The 17,741-nt window shown below is 68.7% G+C and carries 15 protein-coding genes and 1 pseudogene; 9 read left to right on the top strand and 7 right to left on the bottom strand.

Going from position 1 to position 17,741, the window contains the following annotated elements:
- Positions 1-217: 217 nt before the first annotated feature.
- Both ACIQM0_RS28715 and ACIQM0_RS28710 read left to right on the top strand, forming a co-directional pair.
- The gene (locus tag ACIQM0_RS28715; protein ID WP_363030638.1) at positions 218-2,266 is read left to right on the top strand and encodes an APC family permease; all 2,049 of its coding nucleotides are present in this window, start codon (positions 218-220) and stop codon (positions 2,264-2,266) included.
- A 137-nt stretch (positions 2,267-2,403) separates the two neighbouring features.
- Positions 2,404-3,819, top strand: a complete 1,416-nt coding sequence (locus tag ACIQM0_RS28710; RefSeq protein WP_401292037.1) for a class I SAM-dependent RNA methyltransferase — start codon at positions 2,404-2,406, stop codon at positions 3,817-3,819.
- A 964-nt stretch (positions 3,820-4,783) separates the two neighbouring features.
- Here the strand turns inward: ACIQM0_RS28710 and ACIQM0_RS28705 are convergent.
- Together ACIQM0_RS28705 and ACIQM0_RS28700 are read right to left on the bottom strand one after the other, a co-directional pair.
- Positions 4,784-5,173 carry a hypothetical protein gene (locus tag ACIQM0_RS28705; protein ID WP_401292034.1) on the bottom strand — a complete coding sequence of 130 codons (390 nt, stop codon included), beginning with the start codon at positions 5,171-5,173 and terminating at the stop codon, positions 4,784-4,786.
- Between the two features lie 215 nt (positions 5,174-5,388).
- The gene (locus tag ACIQM0_RS28700; protein WP_401292031.1) at positions 5,389-6,396 is read right to left on the bottom strand and encodes a transposase; all 1,008 of its coding nucleotides are present in this window, start codon (positions 6,394-6,396) and stop codon (positions 5,389-5,391) included.
- Positions 6,397-6,483: 87 nt separating this feature from the next.
- On the opposite strand from ACIQM0_RS28700, the gene ACIQM0_RS28695 reads away from it, so the two are divergent.
- Positions 6,484-6,771: a hypothetical protein gene (locus tag ACIQM0_RS28695; protein WP_401292029.1), complete on the top strand. Its 288-nt coding sequence runs from the start codon at positions 6,484-6,486 to the stop codon at positions 6,769-6,771.
- 105 nt (positions 6,772-6,876) lie between these two features.
- Here the strand turns inward: ACIQM0_RS28695 and ACIQM0_RS28690 are convergent, their stop codons facing one another.
- Genes ACIQM0_RS28690 through ACIQM0_RS28680 form a run of 3 tightly spaced genes read right to left on the bottom strand, consistent with a single transcriptional unit; the run spans position 6,877 to position 10,026 of the window.
- Positions 6,877-7,680 (bottom strand): carbohydrate ABC transporter permease, encoded by an 804-nt coding sequence (locus tag ACIQM0_RS28690; protein WP_401292026.1) that lies wholly within the window; start codon positions 7,678-7,680, stop codon positions 6,877-6,879.
- Positions 7,681-7,738: 58 nt separating this feature from the next.
- Positions 7,739-8,728: a carbohydrate ABC transporter permease gene (locus ACIQM0_RS28685; RefSeq protein WP_401292023.1), complete on the bottom strand. Its 990-nt coding sequence runs from the start codon at positions 8,726-8,728 to the stop codon at positions 7,739-7,741.
- Positions 8,728-10,026, bottom strand: coding sequence for an ABC transporter substrate-binding protein (locus ACIQM0_RS28680; protein ID WP_401292020.1), 1,299 nt, complete (start codon positions 10,024-10,026; stop codon positions 8,728-8,730). The genes ACIQM0_RS28685 and ACIQM0_RS28680 overlap by 1 nt, the downstream gene beginning before the upstream one ends.
- 446 nt (positions 10,027-10,472) lie before the next feature.
- On the opposite strand from ACIQM0_RS28680, the gene ACIQM0_RS28675 reads away from it, so the two are divergent.
- On the top strand, positions 10,473-10,625 hold the full coding sequence (locus ACIQM0_RS28675) for a hypothetical protein (protein WP_401292018.1): 153 nt from the start codon (positions 10,473-10,475) through the stop codon (positions 10,623-10,625).
- A gap of 437 nt (positions 10,626-11,062) precedes the next feature.
- Positions 11,063-11,287 (top strand): annotated as a pseudogene (locus ACIQM0_RS28670) (hypothetical protein); the annotation flags it as partial.
- Here the strand turns inward: ACIQM0_RS28670 and ACIQM0_RS28665 are convergent.
- Both ACIQM0_RS28665 and ACIQM0_RS28660 read right to left on the bottom strand, forming a co-directional pair.
- Positions 11,244-11,369: a hypothetical protein gene (locus ACIQM0_RS28665; protein ID WP_401292306.1), complete on the bottom strand. Its 126-nt coding sequence runs from the start codon at positions 11,367-11,369 to the stop codon at positions 11,244-11,246. The pseudogene ACIQM0_RS28670 and the gene ACIQM0_RS28665 sit on opposite strands and share 44 nt — an antisense overlap.
- A complete protein-coding gene (locus tag ACIQM0_RS28660; protein WP_401292015.1) occupies positions 11,369-12,031 on the bottom strand; it encodes an IS5 family transposase in 663 nt (220 codons plus the stop codon). The genes ACIQM0_RS28665 and ACIQM0_RS28660 overlap by 1 nt, the downstream gene beginning before the upstream one ends.
- A gap of 389 nt (positions 12,032-12,420) precedes the next feature.
- Between ACIQM0_RS28660 and ACIQM0_RS28655 the strand changes: the two genes are divergently transcribed.
- The 4 genes from ACIQM0_RS28655 (at position 12,421) to ACIQM0_RS28640 (ending at position 17,388) form a co-directional block, all read left to right on the top strand.
- Complete coding sequence (locus ACIQM0_RS28655) at positions 12,421-13,278, top strand: hypothetical protein (protein WP_401292012.1); 858 nt, start codon at positions 12,421-12,423, stop codon at positions 13,276-13,278.
- A 33-nt stretch (positions 13,279-13,311) separates the two neighbouring features.
- The gene (locus ACIQM0_RS28650; RefSeq protein WP_401292009.1) at positions 13,312-13,440 is read left to right on the top strand and encodes a hypothetical protein; all 129 of its coding nucleotides are present in this window, start codon (positions 13,312-13,314) and stop codon (positions 13,438-13,440) included.
- Between the two features lie 602 nt (positions 13,441-14,042).
- Complete coding sequence (locus ACIQM0_RS28645; protein WP_401292006.1) at positions 14,043-14,219, top strand: hypothetical protein; 177 nt, start codon at positions 14,043-14,045, stop codon at positions 14,217-14,219.
- A gap of 94 nt (positions 14,220-14,313) precedes the next feature.
- Positions 14,314-17,388, top strand: a complete 3,075-nt coding sequence (locus ACIQM0_RS28640) for a glycosyl hydrolase (protein WP_401292004.1) — start codon at positions 14,314-14,316, stop codon at positions 17,386-17,388.
- The last annotated feature ends 353 nt before the right edge of the window (positions 17,389-17,741 follow it).

Below are 17,741 nucleotides of genomic sequence, written 5' to 3'. Positions count from 1 at the left end.
GGTGCGTTGCCTCATTCGAGTGTCCTTTCGCCGGGGCCGCGATGGCAAAGGGGCAGTAAGCCGAAGGGTGCCGGTGCGTGTTCCGGTCCGTTCCGGGGGCCGCGGTGCAAGGATTCCGTTAAGGATTTCGTGGCTTTTTCCTCCGAGTGCAGGAGATTCAACTGATACGGGGGCGGTGTGTCGGCGGGCTCCATACGGAACCCTTACGATCCTCAGCGTGTCCAAACTGACCGACGTGCCCAAACGGATCCTGATCGGACGGGCCCTGCGCAGCGACAAGCTGGGGGAGACACTCCTCCCCAAACGCATCGCCCTGCCCGTCTTCGCGTCCGATCCGCTGTCCTCGGTGGCCTACGCACCCGGAGAAGTCCTCCTGGTGCTGTCCATCGCAGGCGTGTCGGCCTACCACTTCAGCCCGTGGATCGCGGTCGCCGTCGTGGTCCTGATGTTCACCGTCGTCGCCTCCTACCGGCAGAACGTGCACGCGTACCCGAGCGGCGGCGGCGACTACGAGGTCGCGACCACCAACCTCGGCCCGAAGGCCGGCCTGACCGTCGCCAGCGCCCTGCTGGTCGACTACGTCCTCACCGTCGCCGTGTCCATCGCCTCCGGGGTGGAGAACCTCGGCTCCGCGATCCCGTTCGTCGTCGAGCACAAGACCGCCTGCGCCGTCGCGGCCATCGTGCTGCTCACGGTGATGAACCTGCGCGGCGTGAAGGAGTCCGGGAAGCTCTTCGCCATCCCCACGTACCTCTTCGTGGCCGGCGTCTTCATCATGATCATCTGGGGTGCCTTCCGGGGACTGGTCCTCGGCGACACCATGCACGCCCCGACCTCGCACTACACGATCAAGGCCGAGCACCAGGGCCTGGCCGGCTTCGCCCTGGTCTTCCTGCTGCTGCGGGCGTTCTCCTCCGGCTGCGCCGCCCTCACCGGCGTCGAGGCGATCAGCAACGGCGTCCCCGCCTTCCGCAAGCCGAAGAGCAAGAACGCCGCCACCACCCTCGCGGCGATGGGCCTGCTCGCCGTCACGATGTTCTGCGGCATCATCGGGCTGGCCATGGCCACCGACGTCAAGATGGCCGAGAACCCCGCGACGGACCTGATCAACAACGGCACCCCGGTCGGTTCGACCTTCGTCCAGGACCCGGTGATCTCCCAGGTCGCGGCCGCCGTCTTCGGGGACGGAACGTTCTTCTTCGTGATCCTCGCCGGGGCCACCGCACTCGTGCTCTTCCTGGCCGCGAACACCGCGTACAACGGCTTCCCGCTGCTCGGCTCGATCCTGGCCCAGGACAGCTACCTGCCGCGCCAGCTGCACACCCGCGGTGACCGCCTCGCCTTCTCCAACGGCATCGTGTTGCTGGCCGGCGCCGCGATCCTGCTGGTCGTCATCTACGGGGCGGACTCGACCCGGCTGATCCAGCTCTACATCGTCGGCGTGTTCGTGTCGTTCACCCTCAGCCAGACCGGCATGGTCCGGCACTGGAACCGCCACCTGCGGGCCGAGAAGGACCCGCTCAAGCGCCGCCACATGATCCGCTCCCGCGCGATCAACACCTTCGGCGCCTTCTTCACCGGCCTGGTGCTCGTCGTCGTCCTCGCCACCAAGTTCACCCACGGCGCCTGGGTCGCGCTGCTCGGCATGGTGATCTTCTACGGCACGATGACCGCGATCCGTAAGCACTACGACCGGGTCGCCGCGGAGATCGCCGCCGACGAGACCCCGTCCGACGAGAGCATCCGCCCCTCCCGGGTCCACTCGATCGTCCTGGTCTCCAAGCTCCACCGCCCCACCCTGCGCGCCCTCGCCTACGCCAAGCTGATCCGTTCCGACCACTTGGAGGCGCTGTCCATCAGCGTCGATCCGGCCGAGACGAAGGTCCTCAGGGAGGACTGGGAGCGGCGCGGCATCAACGTACCGCTGAAGATCCTCGACTCGCCGTACCGCGAAGTGACCCGTCCCGTGATCGAGTACGTCAAGGGCCTGCGCCGGGAGAGCCCGCGCGACGTCGTGAGCGTCTACATCCCGGAGTACGTCGTCGGCCACTGGTACGAGCACCTGCTGCACAACCAGAGCGCTCTGCGCCTCAAGGGCCGGCTGCTCTTCACGCCCGGTGTGATGGTCACCTCCGTTCCGTACCAGCTGGAGTCCTCCGAGGCGGCCAAGAAGCGCGCCAGGAAGCGTGCCGACTGGAGCGCCCCGGGCTCGGTGCGCCGGGGCCCGGTGGAGCGCAGGTCCAAGGAGCCCACGCAGAAGAACTGACGCGGGTCAGGTGTGCGGGCGTCGGCCCATCCTGGTAAGCGGCCGGACGACACCCACGTAGACTCGTAGGTTGTTGTCCGGCCGCTTTCTTGTCGCGTTCGTTCCCCGTTTCCCTTGATCTCTGGAGCCACCCCCTCATGCAGAACGAATCCACTTCGCCGCAGACCGGGGAAACGCAGGCCGGAGACCCGCAGGCGGAAGAATCGCAGGCCGTGGAATCAGTGGAAGCAGTGGAATCAGCGGCATCACTGGTGGGGCAGGAGTACGAGGTCGAGGTCGGCCCGGTCGCACACGGCGGCCACTGCATCGCGAGGACCTCGGAGGGCCAGGTCCTGTTCGTGCGCCACACGCTCCCCGGCGAGACGGTCGTCGCCCGGGTCACCGACGGCGCGGCCGACTCCCGCTTCCTGCGCGCCGACGCGGTACGGATCATCGAGGCGTCCAAGGACCGCGTGAAGGCGCCCTGCCCGTTCGCGGGCCCCGGCAAGTGCGGCGGCTGCGACTGGCAGCACGCCAAGCCCGGCGCCCAGCGACGGCTCAAGGGCGAAGTGATCGCCGAACAGCTCCAGCACCTCGCGGGCCTCACCCCTGAGGAGGCCGGCTGGGACGGCACGGTCATGCCGGCCGAGGGCGACAAGCTCCCGCCGGGCGAGGTGCCCGCGTGGCGCACCCGGGTCCAGTACGCCATCGACGAGGACGGCCGGGTCGGCCTGCGCAAGCACCGCTCGCACGACATCGAGATCATCGACCAGTGCCTGATCGCCGCCCCCGGCGTCACCGAGCTCGGCATCGAGAAGCAGGACTGGCCCCAGATGGCCACGGTGGAGGCCATCGCCGCCACCGGCTCCAACGACCGCCAGGTCATCCTCACCCCCCGCTCCGGCGGGCGCCTCCCGCTGGTCGAGCTCGACAAGCCCGTCTCGGTCCTGCGCGTGGACGAGCACGACGGCGGAGTGCACCGCGTCCACGGCCGCGGCTTCGTCCGCGAACGCGCCGACGACCGCACCTACCGCGTGGGCTCCGGCGGCTTCTGGCAGGTCCACCCGCAGGCCGCCTACACCCTGGTCAAGGCCGTCATGCAGGGCCTGATGCCGCGCAAGGGCGAAATGGCCCTCGACCTCTACTGCGGCGTCGGCCTGTTCGCCGGCTCCCTCGCCGAACGCCTCGGCGACAAGGGCGCGGTCCTCGGCATCGAGTCCGGCAAGCGCGCGGTGGAGGACGCCCGCCACAACCTCAAGGACCTGGAGCGGGTCCGCATCGAACACGGCAAGGTCGACCAGATCCTGCCCCGCACCGGCATCACCGAGGCCGACCTGATCGTCCTGGACCCGCCCCGCGCCGGAGCCGGCAAGCAGACGGTCAAGCGCCTCGCCGCCCTCGGCGCCCGCCGCATCGCGTACGTGGCCTGCGACCCGGCGGCACTGGCGCGGGACCTGGCGTACTTCGCGGAGGGCGGGTACAAGGTGCGGACGCTGCGGGCGTTCGACCTGTTCCCGATGACTTCGCACGTGGAGTGCGTGGCGATTCTGGAGCCGGTGAAGAAGGACGACTGACCTGCGGGTTCGTGTGGTGTGCGTTATGTGCACTGCGGGTGTTACGGGCGATATCTTGACGCTGAATTGACGCCCTACGAGGCATCTTGACGCTCGTTCTGATGGGTTATCAGGCGCGTTTCCCCACTGGTCAGGCGCCCCTGGCTGGGCGGGAACGGCAGGATGCCGCAAATTTCGTGGTGCAGAGCGGCCCCACTCGGTCACCCGCGCAGAGTGGCGGTAGGTACTTCGTCTGCTGGCGATGCAAGGCTTCCACCGCTTCTGAGCTGCAGAGACGGAGGGAAATGCTAGGCAGAAACCCGTGTGGGGCCGTCCTTGATCCGGGTCTTGCCCTTCGGTGCTGACAGGGGTGCCGGTCCCACATGGCGCAGGTTGTAGATCGCGTCTTGTGGGGGCCAGGGTGGTCCAGGCGAGTGAGACGCGTGTGAGGTGCGAGCGCCGCGCCGGAACCCCCTGGCGGGGCCCTGCAGTCTCTGGCGCCCTGGCCGAGGCGCGGAGACCGAGCCCTGAACTTCGCTTTGCTCAGCGGCCGATCTCGCCGAGCGGCTGCTCAGCGATGGAGAGGATCAAAGGGGTGGCGGAAATCGGGAAGTACTCCCGTCCTCGCGCTGGCTTCACACGCTCGTCAGCGAGAGTGAGGCGGATGGGTCCCGGTCGGCCGTCGGTCACCGCCCAGCAACTTCGCGAGGACCGAATCCTCGAAGAGGCCGCCGTCACCGGCGCTGACCCGTAGCACCTATGCGCGGTGTTCAACATCACTCCGGAGACCGGACTCCGCTACATCCGCTTCTTCCACCCCGACCCCACGGACAGCGACGACGTATCCGGCTGCCATATGGAGACATCGTGACCGACCACCACGCTCACCTGCTCGCCGCCATCGTCGAGCTCGGCGGCGAGCTGGAGCTTCCAGCCACCCGTGACGGGCGCTTCAGGGGCGCGGTCATCCCAGAAGGCCGCGCGGTCAGCGCCGGCCGCCGCCGATGCGGCGGTCGTCGGCCAGTGCGGTAAGCGGGCCGAACTCGCAGGCAAGCTGGTTCCACGTCAGAACCTCGCCACAGCGGGCCGGGAACTCCTTCGGGTTGAACTCGGGCATGGTCCAGGTGCCAGTGCCCCGGTCCCGCAGCCACAGGTCCCCGTCACCGTCGACCACACTCGGCGGGACCGGCACGGGCTCGGCCTGTTCGGTGGGCTCCCAGGTGATCCGGCCCGGGTGGGAAGCGCGGCGCAGCTCGGTGGTGGCCAGCCGCGCGGCCAAGTCACGGGTGGACTCTTCGGCGTCCTTGACCGACGCGAGTCGGAATGCGTCGTCAAGTAGGGGCAGGGCTGGATTCTTGCTGCGCTTTGAACTCATACGCTGACTACCTCCGGTGGGGGGCGCCACATCCGTTATGGCACCCCGTAGAGGAACACGGTATCCGAGGCGGGAGCCGGGCCGGCTACGACCACTGTCCAGGTGGGGGCGCTGGCGCACCGGGCAGTGGGCCAGGTGGTGAGCTGGTCCTGGACGTGGCGCAACCCGTGGTGGCAAGGGCGGTGAGTCTCAAGTCCAGTGAGACGGTCGTGACGCTATGAGGTTGGTGGTGCGGAGACTCTGCGTTTGGCCAGGTCGTCGATCCAGGCCGTCTGGGGTAGTGCGGGTGGTCTGGGGCGGCGGCTGAAGCGTTCGGGGTGGCGGGTGTATGCCTGGGCGAGGGTGACGGCGCGCTGGTCGCGGACTTCCCCGGCGGTCCCGAAGTGGACGGAGGCGGGCGTGTGCCAGCCAATGCCCGAGTGCCGGTGCTCCTGGTTGTAGTACGCGATCAACGCGTCGGACCATTCGCGGGCGTGGACCGGCGAATCGAACCGTTCGGGATGGTCCGACACGTACTTCGCGGTCTTGAACTGGGCCTCGCTGTAAGGGGTGTCGTTGGAGACCCGCGGCCCCGAGTGCGACCACGCCACGCCCGGATCGATCAGTGGTTGGGAGACCTTCTTCGACGTCGTCGAGGTGCCGCGGTCCGCATGCACGGTCTGGGGCACGATGTCGTTGTGGATGATGGTCTCGCGGATCAGTTCCTCTGCCCGCACAGCTGATCCGGCCCGCTCGACGGTGTGGCCGACGACATAGCGGCTGAAGATGTCGATGATCACGTAGGCGTGATACCAGGTGCCCTTGGCCGGTCCGGCCGCCTTGGCGATGTCCCCGGTGAACACCTGCGAGGGCCCGGTCGCGACCAGTGCGGGCACCGCCCTGGCGGGATGGGTGGCCTGCCGCCGGCGTTCACCGGACTGGCCCTGCTCGCGCAGGATCCGGTACATCGTCGAGACCGAGCAGTGATAGCGGCCGGCGTCCGGCTCCCGGGCCCAGATCTGCGCGGGCGCCAGCTCGGCGTACTCGTCGCTGTTCATCAACTTCAGGACCGCAGCGCGCTCTTGGTCCGTCAGAGCCGAGGGCTGCACCTGCATGCAGGAGCGGGGTGCACGGACCGTCGGGGGCTTGAGGCTGCGGTAGTGGGCGGCTCTGGAGCGGCCGGTCAGCCGGCACGCGGCCGTGATGCCCAGCTGAGTTTCGACGCCGGTGAACGCCTCGTCCACGACAGGGACAGCGGCAGGCTTCAGTCCGCGCTCTCGGAGATCATTTCCAAGAGGGCGGGAGGCTTTCCCGTCACCTCGAGTGCGGCCTTGTTCCGGGCCAGATCCTTCTCCGGCCGTGCCACCTGCTGCCGCAGCTTCTCGTTCTCCACCTCCGCGGCGGACTTCTTCGCGAAGGCCCACATCCAGCACGTCCTGGCGGTCATCGCGGTGAACATCGAGCGCCTCAGGACGGCCATCGGACGAGCAAACCCCCGCTCCCCGCGGGCCGACCAGGACATGTCGCTGGTCACCTTCCATGCCGCGCCCGGCTCGGCCTCCGAGGAGTCGATGCCGCTGCTCGGCAGCTGGGGCTCGACACCGACACCCGGCCGGTGAACCGCTGACCGGCCCCGTGGTCCCTCCCGCTGCGCCGCCCGTTGCCGCACAGCGGGAGTTCTCCGGCCGACCCTCGGTACGGATGGACGTGTCGGTCAGGCGTGCTCAGCCCTTCATGCCGGAGAAGGCGATGCCCTGGATGAACTGGCGCTGCATCGCGACGAACACGACGATCACCGGGAGAGTCGCCAGGAGGGAGCCGGCCATCAGTACCGGGTACTCGGTCAGGTGGGCGCCCTGGAGCGAGGCCAGGCCGGCCGACAACGGCATCTTGGCCGGGTCGGTGTTCACGATCAGCGGCCACATCAGGTCGTTCCAGGACCACAGGAACGTGAGGATGCCCAGCGCCAGCAGCCCGGGCCGTGCCAGCGGCAGGGCGACGCGCCAGAAGACGGTGAACGGATTGGCACCGTCCAGGCGGGCCGCCTCCTCCAGCTCCTCCGGCAGCCCCATGAAGAACTGGCGCAGCAGGAAGGTGCCGAAGGCGGAGAACATGCCGGGCACCACGAGGGCCTGCATGGAGTCCAGCCAGCCGAGGTTCTGCATGATCTGGTACTGCGGGAGCAGGAAGAGCTGTCCGGGCACCATCAGCACGGCGAGGAAGGCCAGGAAGATCGCCCCGCGCCCGGGGAAGCGGATCCGGGCGAAGGCGTAGGCCGCCATCGAGCAGAGCAGCAGCTGGGCGGCGGTGCGCAGCAGCGCCATCACGACGGTGTTGATGAACTGCCGCCCGAAGGGGATGCCGTCGAAGACCTTGCTGTAGTTCGACCAGTCCCAGTGCGCGGGCAGGATCGTCGGTGGCACCTGCACGGACTCACCGAAGCTCTTGAAGGAGGTGAGCAGCTCCCACACCAGGGGGAACACGGTGATGACCGCGCCGAGGGTGAGCAGGACGTGGGCGGGCCACATCCTGCCTTCGCGGCTCGCCCGCCGCGTCGGCTTAGGCGCAGCGTCACGCACAGTCGCCTCACGCATAGTGGACCCACCTCTTCTGCAACCGGAACTGGACGGTGGTCAGCGCCATGATCAGGACGAACAGCACGCAGACGATGGCCGCGCCGTAGCCGCGCTGGTTGTCGAAGAACGCCTTCTGGAAGAAGAGCATCACGACGGTCTGGCCCTCGCCGTAGGCGGGGTTCTGGAGCGAGTTCGTCGTGTTGGCGCCGATGATCAGGTACACGAGGTCGAAGACCTGCAGGGACTGGATGATCGAGAGCACGGTGGTGAAGAACAGGGTGGGGCTCAGCAGCGGCAGGGTGACCGAGAAGAACTGCCGCACCCGTCCCGCGCCGTCGAGTGCCGCCGCCTCGTAGTAGTCGCCGGGGATGCTCTGGAGGCCGGCGAGCAGCAGGATCATGTTGTAGCCGACGGTCATCCACACGCCGACGACCGCTACGGCGAAGCGGATGGTGTGCGGGTCGGACACCCAGTAGGTGCCGTCGATGCCGATCGAGGACAGTGCGTGGTTGAGGATGCCGACGTCGCCGTTGTAGAGCCAGCGCCAGACCACCGCGACGGCGGCGGGCATCGTGACCACTGGCAGGAAGTAGAGCGTGCGGTACACGCCGGTGCCGCGCAGGCCCTTGATGTTGAGCAGCACGGCGAGCGCCATCGACAGCGGGATGCCGAGCAGTACCAGCCCGGTGTAGATGCCCGTGTTGCCCAGCGAGTGCCAGAACTCCGGGTCGCCCACCAGCGTGCGGTAGTTGGACAGGCCGATCCAGGTGGTCCCGCCGAAGGCGCCCCACTCGGTGAAGCTGTAGTAGAGCGTCTGCACCACCGGCCACAGGTAGAAGACCGCGAGGCCGAGGCCGGCCGGGGCGATCAGGGCGTAGCCCCACCACTTGTCCCGGTTCCTGAAGCGGCGCTCGCGCCGGCGCAGCTCCCGCTGGTCCAGGACGTCCGGCCCGGAGCGCTGCGCCGATACGACGGACCGCGTACGTACATCAAGGCTCATCAGGACCGGCCCTTCCTCTCCTGGGCGAGCAGCTGGTTCATCGCATCGGTCAGGGAGCCGGTGGCGCCCTTGAGGGTCGCGTCGCCGCTCCACGCCTTGGCGAGCCACATCTGTTCCTTGTGCTGCCAGGCGGCACTGTTGGCGGAGCCGGGGAAGGGCACCGCGTAGTCGAGCGCGTCCAGGTGCACCTGGAGGTCGAAGCGCGGCATTCCGGCCGCCCACGGCTTCGCGGTGCCGTTGCGGGCCGGGATGGCGGTGCCGTACTTGCCCTGGAGCAGTGAGGCCCGCTCCCCGCCGAGGAACCGGACGAACTCCCGGGCCAGCTCGGGCTGCCGGGTCCGGGCGTAGACGACGTTGGCCAGGCCGTGCAGGACGGTGGCACGGCGGCGGCCCTTGGGCATCGGCGCGACGTCCACCTTGGCCCGCAGCTCGGGGTCGGCGTAGAACGTCGCCGCGTTGTAGGACGCCTCGTAGGTCATGGCCAGCGTTCCTGACTGGAACATCTGGGTGGGGTCCGTGTCGGTCATCTGCTGCAGGGACGGGGCGGCGCGGTAGCGGTGGATCAGGTCGATCCACAGCTGCAGCCCCTCCCGCGTGCGGTCGTCGGAGTAGCCGGAGTGCTCCTTGTCCTGGGAGATGACCCAGCCGCCGGCCTGGGGTATCGAGTTGTAGTAGTTCTCCTGTGCGCGGACCGGGGCCCCGACGCCGTAGATCCCGCGCTTGCGGTCGGTGAGCCGCTGGGCGGTGGCGATCAGGTCCTGCCAGGTCCAGGAGGCGTCCGGGTAGTCGGCCTTGGCCCGGTCGAAGATCTCCTTGTTGAACCACAACGCGACCGTGTCGAAGTCCTTGGGGGCGCCGTACTGAGTGCCCTTCCAGCGGTAGAGGGAAACCAGGTCGGCCGGAAAGTCGGCGGGGCGCAGCACGGCGTCGGACCCCTCGGTCTCCAGCGGGAGGAGCTGCCCGGCATCGGCGTAGAGGCCGAAGTTGGGCCCGTTCATCCAGAAGACGTCCGGTGCGGCGCCGCCGGTGCACGCCGTGCGCAGTTTGGTCCAGTACGTCCCGTTGGGGGTGAGCTGCACATCGACGGTGACGCCCGGCCGCGTGCGCTCGAACTCCCGCGCCGCCCGGTTCATGGCCGGCACCTGGTAGACGTCCCAGACGCCGTAGGTGAGATGGCCACGCCGGGAGCCGCCGCCAGAGGAGGGCGAGGGCGACGAGGAGGAACTGCAGCCGGACGCGAGCGGGGCCGCCGCGAGCGTCGTGGCGGCAGCCGCTGTGAGGAGGGAACGTCTGCGCACGCGGAGCCTTCCTGGGGTGGGGGGCCGCAGCCTCACCGCGTGGGAGAAGCCGTGGGAAGCGACACGGTCCGTTCCGTGGGGGACGCTGCCCTAAAACCGGAACGCCCAGACGCTATTTGCTCAAAGTTGTTGGGTCAAGGGTGCTTTGAATCATCTTTGCGCACCCCTCGATCCTCTGTGAGCACCTTTCGCGGCATCGGAGCCGCAGCAAAGGCATCCGCGGAGGGTGGCGGCACACCGCTCGCCCGCGCGGATTCGTACGATCCCGGCGCCGGCCGCGGGCCCGACGGCCGCGCCTCAGGTGGAGCTGTGCGCGGCGCTGCCGCCCCTGGACGTCGACGAGCGCGGCGGACGTCTCCACCCGTCTCACACGGCGGGCCATCAGGCCGTTCCATCTCCGGTGCAGCTGGCCGAGGTTCGGGCGCCGGTGCAAGGATGATGTGCGCGTGGCGGCCGACGAGGTCGGACAGGCCGGTCTGGAACAGTTCGGCAGCCGCCGCGCTCGCCTGCACGACGCCTCCGTTCGCCGACAGCATCTGCATCGAGAAGCTCTTGCTCCCGCTCCCGGCTTTTGCCGCGCGGTGCTTGAGATCCTGTAGCAGACATCCCACTACCTGACCTGGGAAGCGCGAACTGCCCGGCCTCAGAATCGGAGACGGCCACGTGACCCGGCTGGGCGCCTCGACCGCTACCACCCTCACTGCCTTCCCGGGTGAACCCGTCGCCTGGCTGCTGAGGCGACCTGCGCCACCGGCATGCCCACCGGGGACGTCGGGTTCCCCTCCACCACCAGGTCTCCTGGCGGTGCAGGTGCCCACGCCGGTGGGGCAGGGCGTGGTCAACGGCGAGTGTGGATCCGGCAGCGCTCTGCTGGTGTAGAAGCGATCGTCCCAGGTGGCCTCGTCGCCCGATAGGGCCGGCCAACTCCGTACTAAAAAGGATCACTTGGGGTGAACCGGTTTCCGGGTGGCGATGCCTGCGACAGCAGCGCGCTCAACGCAGGCGCTCGGTGCGCAGCCACCCAGGCGAGCTCGTCCACCAGCGCATCCTGGCCGCCCTCGAGGACCGGGTCCGTCTCGGTCAGGGCCCGCTGACCTGCGAGGAGATGGCCTCCGCGTTCAGTATGGACGTGGTGCCGGCCAAGGCGGAGGCGTTGCGGTCGAAGGCGAAACGCCTGGTCGCGCGGGGCTGGCTGACCGAGTCGTCGCCGGGCCGCTTCACGCTCGCGCGGGGCGGGTGCGGGCCAGGCGGCGGGTCATGATCATGGTCATCGACCAGTAGACCATTGCCTCGGCGCTGGTGGTGCGGCGTTCGACGTCGAGCGCCAGGCGGCGGCTTCGCATCAGGTGGGCGAAGAGCCGCTCGACGATCCACCGCTTGGGCAGCACCACGAAACCGCGCGTGTCGTCGCTGCGCTTGACGATCGCCAGGACCAGGCCGAACGCGGCAGGCAGTGCTCGACGAGGCTGCCGGTGTAACCGCCGTCGGCCCAGGCGAGTTTCAGGCGGTAGTGGGCTTCGGACGCCTGGGCGAGCAGCGCCTTCGCGGCGGCGCGGTCTCCGATGTCCGCGCTCGTGACCACGACGCCCAGTAGCAGGCCGAGGGTGTCGATCACGACGTGCCGCTTGCGGCCGTTGATCAGCTTGCCGCCGTCGAAGCCGCGGCTGTCGGCGCCGACGACGGCGTCCGCTTTGATCGACTGCGAGTCGATCACACCGGCCGTCGGCTCCGCATCCTGCCCCGCCTTCTCGCGGACCCGGCCGCGCAGCCGGTCGTGGAACTCCCGGACCAGCACGTGGTCGCGCCAGCGGCGGAAGAACGCGTAGACCTGGTCCCACGGCGGGAAGTCGGGCGGCATCGCCCGCCACTTGCCGTTGTCGACGAGGTAGCGGACCGCGTCCAGTATCGCCCGGTGGCGGTACGCCTCCGGCTGCCCGCCCCGGCCCCGCAGCCAGCCCGGCACCGGCAGCAGTGGCCGGACCACGGCCCACTCCGCGTCCGTCACGTCCGAGGGATACCGCCGAACACGTTCCGGGTGATCGGCCGCATCGCCGAACCGGTGAGCGACACAATCACACGCCGGAGCAGCCGAGTTGAACTCCACCGGCGCGCACACGCACAACTGCTCCAGCAGGGTCTCCTGGATCCCGGTCGGCTTCGCAGCCCCGAGCTACCAAGAGGCCCTGCCTTCATGCCCACGGCCGACCGCGATCACCCGAACGAGACTCCCGTTCGACAGCCCCCCTCAAGATGGGAACGACAACAGCTACTAATGGCTGACCAGATCAGGCGACCGGGTCCTCGGCCAGGAGCGCGTCGCCCTGCAATCCCGATCCGGGATCGGAATGACCGATCCGAGGGATGCGGGTCACCCGTCTGCTGTACGTTCCTGGCATGGTCACGGGCAAAGTGAGCGAGAACGCGGAGTCGCGCTTCTCCGCTCTTCTGGTCGGCGCCGCAAGGCTTCCGGGCGTGCGGATCGACAGGGAGGCGTACCTCCGGACGGCGCTGGCCCGTCATTGCTCGGAGGATGAACTGCGCAGAGCGACAGAAGAGACCCCCGCAGCGGCGGGTATCCCTCTCGCTGTTCTGGACAGGGTGGCCAACGAGTCCATTCGCTACGAAACCGCCAAGGTGAGCGCGGTCTCCGCAGCTGCTGGGATTCCTGGACTCATCGCCCTGCCCGCCACGGTACCGGCCGATGTGGCCCAATACGTCGCCCACATGCTGCGCATCGCGCAGAAGCTCGCCTACCTCTACAGCTGGCCCGATCTGTTTTCTGTCGACAACGACGACCTGGATGACGCGACCAAAGGAGTGCTCACGCTCTTCTTCGGAGTGATGTTCGGAACCCAGTCCGCGAACGCCGCCGTGGGGAAGGTGGCGGGGATGATGTCGGAGCAGGTAGCCAAGAAGCTGCCTCAGAAGGCACTGACCCAGGGTGTCGTCTACCCCATCGTGAAGAAGGTCGCCGGTTACCTCGGCGTCGAGATGACGAAGCAGACCTTTGCCAAGTCCGTTTCGAAGGCCATTCCCCTCGTCGGGGCTGTGATGTCCGGCGGGCTCACCTTCGCGACCTTCCGCCCCATGTCCAGAAGGCTCAAGACGCACCTCTCCGGCCTGGAACTCGCCAAGCCTGCCGGCCAGGTCATCACGGGGGAAGTCGTTCAGGACGAGGGCTCCCCGACCGCAGACGGGGAGCGGATCCCGCAGCCGGGCCGTGGAAGGCGTGTCTTGAGGCGCGGTAGGTAGCGGATCAGGCCGTGGACAAGGGCGATCAGACTCGTGGAGCTCGGACTGCCCCAGAGCAAGGTCCGGGACGCCGTCTCGCCCAACGAGGTCGGACGCATCTACTTCGCCCTCGATTCCGAGGAGAAGCGGTTCATCGTGAATCATGTGGGACTACACCTGTAGCCGCTCCCGGCAGGCGCCTTGCCCCTGCCGGCCTTTGTAGTGACCACCCGGGCACCGTGCGACGGCGGATCCCGATGGACTGTTGGCCATGACGCGCATTTGACGCTCTGGGCGCCCGCACTCGGAGCAGAGAGCCAATAACCGCCTCTCACCTGTGCCTTTCTCTGAGGAATGGCCGGTCACGAACGCGCGCCGGACCAAGCACGCGAGTGACGGCGACCGGATCGAAGCCATCGGCGTCCCGGAGTTCGTACGGGGCGAAGAAGCCGGCACATCACCAAGTCGCCTCACGCGCAGTTCAGTCGCAGATGGCCCGGCGGCACAAGATCGAGGAGCCCCGTCGCCGGGAGGAGGAGTCCGGCGGGCCCCGGCAGCATGCGCAGTCCGGGACGGGCGCCTGGATGCGCTACCCCTGCCGGCACATCGTCGTGAACGAGGCCGCGGGCCTCTGCCGAGCACTGGATGACGCTGCGCGCCATGGCGCCCCGGGACGGCGACGACATCTTCCTCGTCGCTCGACACACAGCTGAGGATCTATGGCAACCAGGTCACCCCGGGCAGCCTGGGCGTCAACCTGCGGGGTCGCTCGCACGGCGAAACTGATGCTCAGCTATCGCACCACCCGCGAGTTCCTGGGCGTCGCGGTCGGCACCCTGGAAGGCGCCGACCGCGACGGCGGCGCCGATGAACCTGAGCCCGCGTCCCCTGCGTCGAGCCGTACCCGGCCGCCACCCACGCCGACGTTATTGAATCGTTCAACCGGAATCCCTGAACTTTGAATGCCTGCAGGGCTATGGGCTTGTGTGAAACGAGTCGGTAGCGTCAGCGCGGCAATGAAACGTATCAGTCGACGCGCGGGTGAGGTATGCCTCGATGTCGAACGTGAAGGAGCCGAGGCACGTGGCCATGCTGTCCCGTAGATCGTTGTTCGTGGCCGGAGCCGCGACCGCCACCACCGCCGCCATTGCAACGCGCGGTGCGGACCAGGCCCGGGCGGCGGAGCGGGCCGTGACCGCGTCGGTCGCGCGGGCCGAACAGGTGGAGGCAGCCAACGCCGCACGTCTGCCCGCGCCCGTGCCCGGGGCGGCGTTCGCGTCCCCGGAGGCCCGTTACCGGCCCGCGGTGCGCTGGTGGTGGGCGGCGCCTCTGTCGGTCGAGGAGAGTGTGCGGGAGTTCACCGCGATCGCCGAGGCAGGCTTCGGCGAAGTCGAGATCGCGTACTCGTCGGACTCCTGGGGCAACGAGGACCAGCGCAAGAACCTGCGGGCCGTCCTCGACGCGGCGGCCCCGCTCGGCATGCGGGTCAGCATGACCATGGGTGCGAACTGGCCCGTCCAGACACCGAACACGGGTTCCGGATCCGGCTACGCGCAGCAGGAACTCCAGTACGGGCGGGCGGATGCCAAAGGCGGCCGCTTCACGGGCGAGGTGCCCTGGCCCTTCGACGACCCGGACAAGAAGCGGAAGGCCACTCTGGTCGCCGCCACGGTGGCGCTGGTCGTCGAGCGCGGCCCGGCAGCCGAGTTGCTGCCCGCGAACGAACGCCCCCCGTACGGCACGCCCATCAGGATTCCGGCCGAGTCCACCGTTCTGAAAGCCGGTTCGCTGCGGGATGTGACCGACAAGGTGGTCGACGGGAAGCTGACCTGGCAGGCCCCGCATGCAGGCGACTGGATCGTCCTCGGGTTCTGGCGTCGCGAGGGTGAGCGCGCCGTGACCAGCGTCTTCGATGCCGAGGCCGCACGCAGAGCCACGGAGTACCTCGATGAGCACCAGGTCGGCAAGGACAACGCCGACGCGTTGAGGCGCTGCGGCGGCGACTTCTTCGAGGACTCCCTCGAACTGAACGCGGACTCCCTGTTCTGGGCGCCCGCGTTCGCCGAGGAGTTCGAGAAGCGGCGCGGCTACGACCTCGTACCCTTCCTGCCGTTGGTGTTCCAGCACGGCATGAGCCGTTACTGGGTTCCCACCGAGCCACCGCGTGCCGACTTCCAGTCGTCCGACGGGCAGGCGTCCAAGGTGCGCGCCGACTACTACCGTCTTCTGACCGACCTGTACATCGAGAACCACCTCAGACCCTTCCAGGACTGGGCGCGGGGCTACGGGATGACGTACAAGGCGCAGGCGGCCTACGGGCAGGACCTGGAGCCGATCCGCAGCAACCGTGAACTGGCGCGCGCGGGCGGCAGGGTGGAGGGGGAGTCGTACAACTCCGGAGACCGGTTCCCCACGGACATCCGCTCCTACGGATGGCGCTACGCCCTGGACTGGCAGCGTGCCGTGGTCGGGGGAGCCCATCAGGGTGGGGCCGTGCGGGTGTCGACCGAGTTGGGCGCCCAGCCGGAACAGTGCCACCAGGTCAGCCCCGGCGACTACAAGGCGATGATCGACAAGGAGTGGGCCGCCGGGATCACCCAGCCCTTCCTGCACGGCTTCCAGTACATGAGCGCCGGCGCCGCCTGGCCCGGCAAGTACCGCTTCGGGGACAACCTGGACAGCTTCAACGACGCCCACAACCCGCAGTGGCCGGCCCTCGCCCGGACCACCGAGTACTGGGCGCGAGGCGCCCTGATCCTGGAGTCCGGGTCTCCCCGCTGCGACGTGGCCGTCTACCGCGACGGATTCCTGACCACCGCGGCACGCCTGTCCTCGGACGAAGGCACCCAGCCGGCCGCCCTGTTCGACACGTTCGCGCTCGAACGCAACGGGTACTCCGTGCAGTACATCGATCCGGTCGGACTCGCGGAGAAGGGCGCCGTGGGCAAGGGCGTGCTGTGTCCGTCCGGGCCGCAGTACCGGGCGTTGGTCGTGGACGAACGTGCCCTGCCCGTCGAGGCGGCCCGAGCCGTCGAGCGAGCCGTCGAGGCAGGCGTGACCGTCGTCTTCGTCGGTGAACTCCCGCAGCGCGACACGGCCTACCGGGCGGGTCGCGACGCGGACGAGCAAGTGACCGACTCCCTCGCGCGAACGCTGAGCAGCCGTCACGCGGTCCGGGTCGACACGCAGGCGGAAGTCCTGCAGGCGCTGCACAGGGCGAAGGCGCTTCCGCGCGTGTCGTGGAGCGGCGCTCACGTCCTCACGCAGCTCCGGTACTCCCACGGCGTGCGATACGTGTACCTGTACAACCCGACGAACGACGTCGTGGAGTTCACACCCGCCATCGAGGGCACGGGTGCGGTGTCCGTGCTGGACCTGTGGAACGGCGGTATCGAAGCATCCGCCCAGTACGCGTTCGAGCACGGGCGCACCCTCGTGCCCGTCCGGCTGCGCGCCCAGGAGACCCGGGTGCTGGCACTCGACACCCGCGGCCCGGTCCCGGTGCACGTCACCGACACCGACACCGTCCACGATGACCTGGTCGTGGTCGACGGCCGCATCGAACTGCACACCGCGGAGGCCGGAAACCGCACTTTCACCCTGAGCGATGGCCGTCGTACGACGGTGACGGCGCAGCCGGCCCGCATGGATACCGCACGCCAAGGACCGTACGCGTGGGGCCTGTCCGTCGAGGCCGATACGCCCGGCGGGCCGAAGAAGATCGACATCTCCACCCTGTCCGGCACCTTCCCCCTCTGGGACTGGCGTGACCGCGACCAGCTGGCGGGTGCGTCCGGCATCGGCACGTACACCGGCGCCTTCACCGTCCCGGACACCTGGATCGGCCGCGGCCGGGGAGTCCGCCTCGACCTCGGCACCGTGGATGGCACCGCCGAGATCCACATCAACGGCGAACAGGTGGGCACGCAGATCGTCTCCGACATTCCCTGGGACGTCACCGGCCACCTCAAGGCCGGCCGCAACGAGGTCGAGGTGGTCGTGCGGACGACCTTGCGCAACGCTGTCACGCACTACAACAAGACCAGCACGCGCACCTCTTCCTACGGTCTGCGCGGACCGGTCATGATCACCCCGTTCGCCGTCGCGGTGGTCCATCCACGGAACACATGACGCGATCGTGTCCGAGCTCCTTGGTCAGCGAGGTCTTTGCACAGGGTGGTGACGCACGGGTTCCTGGTGCCCCCAACGCGGCGGAGCGACAGCCGATCGAGCAGGACAACACCGGCCGCCGGGCCCAGCGCACCGACCCTCGCCAGTCCGTGGAGTCCGCTACCGAATCCCTGCGCGAGCGGGCACGGAAGCAACTGGTGGGCGAACGGGAGCGGCTGGCCCGGGAGCACAGGCTCGTCGGCGAACAGGCCGCGCGACAGAGGCAGGAATTCAGCCGGCGGACCGTGGCGCTCCAGCAGAACAACACGCTCCGCGCTGCGCTGAGCGCCTCCGTAGACGCCGCCAGGCTCCGC

Source organism: Streptomyces sp. NPDC091387, from assembly GCF_044756945.1.
GTDB lineage: Bacteria > Actinomycetota > Actinomycetes > Streptomycetales > Streptomycetaceae > Streptomyces.
This window is presented reverse-complemented; position numbering and strand designations above follow the sequence as displayed.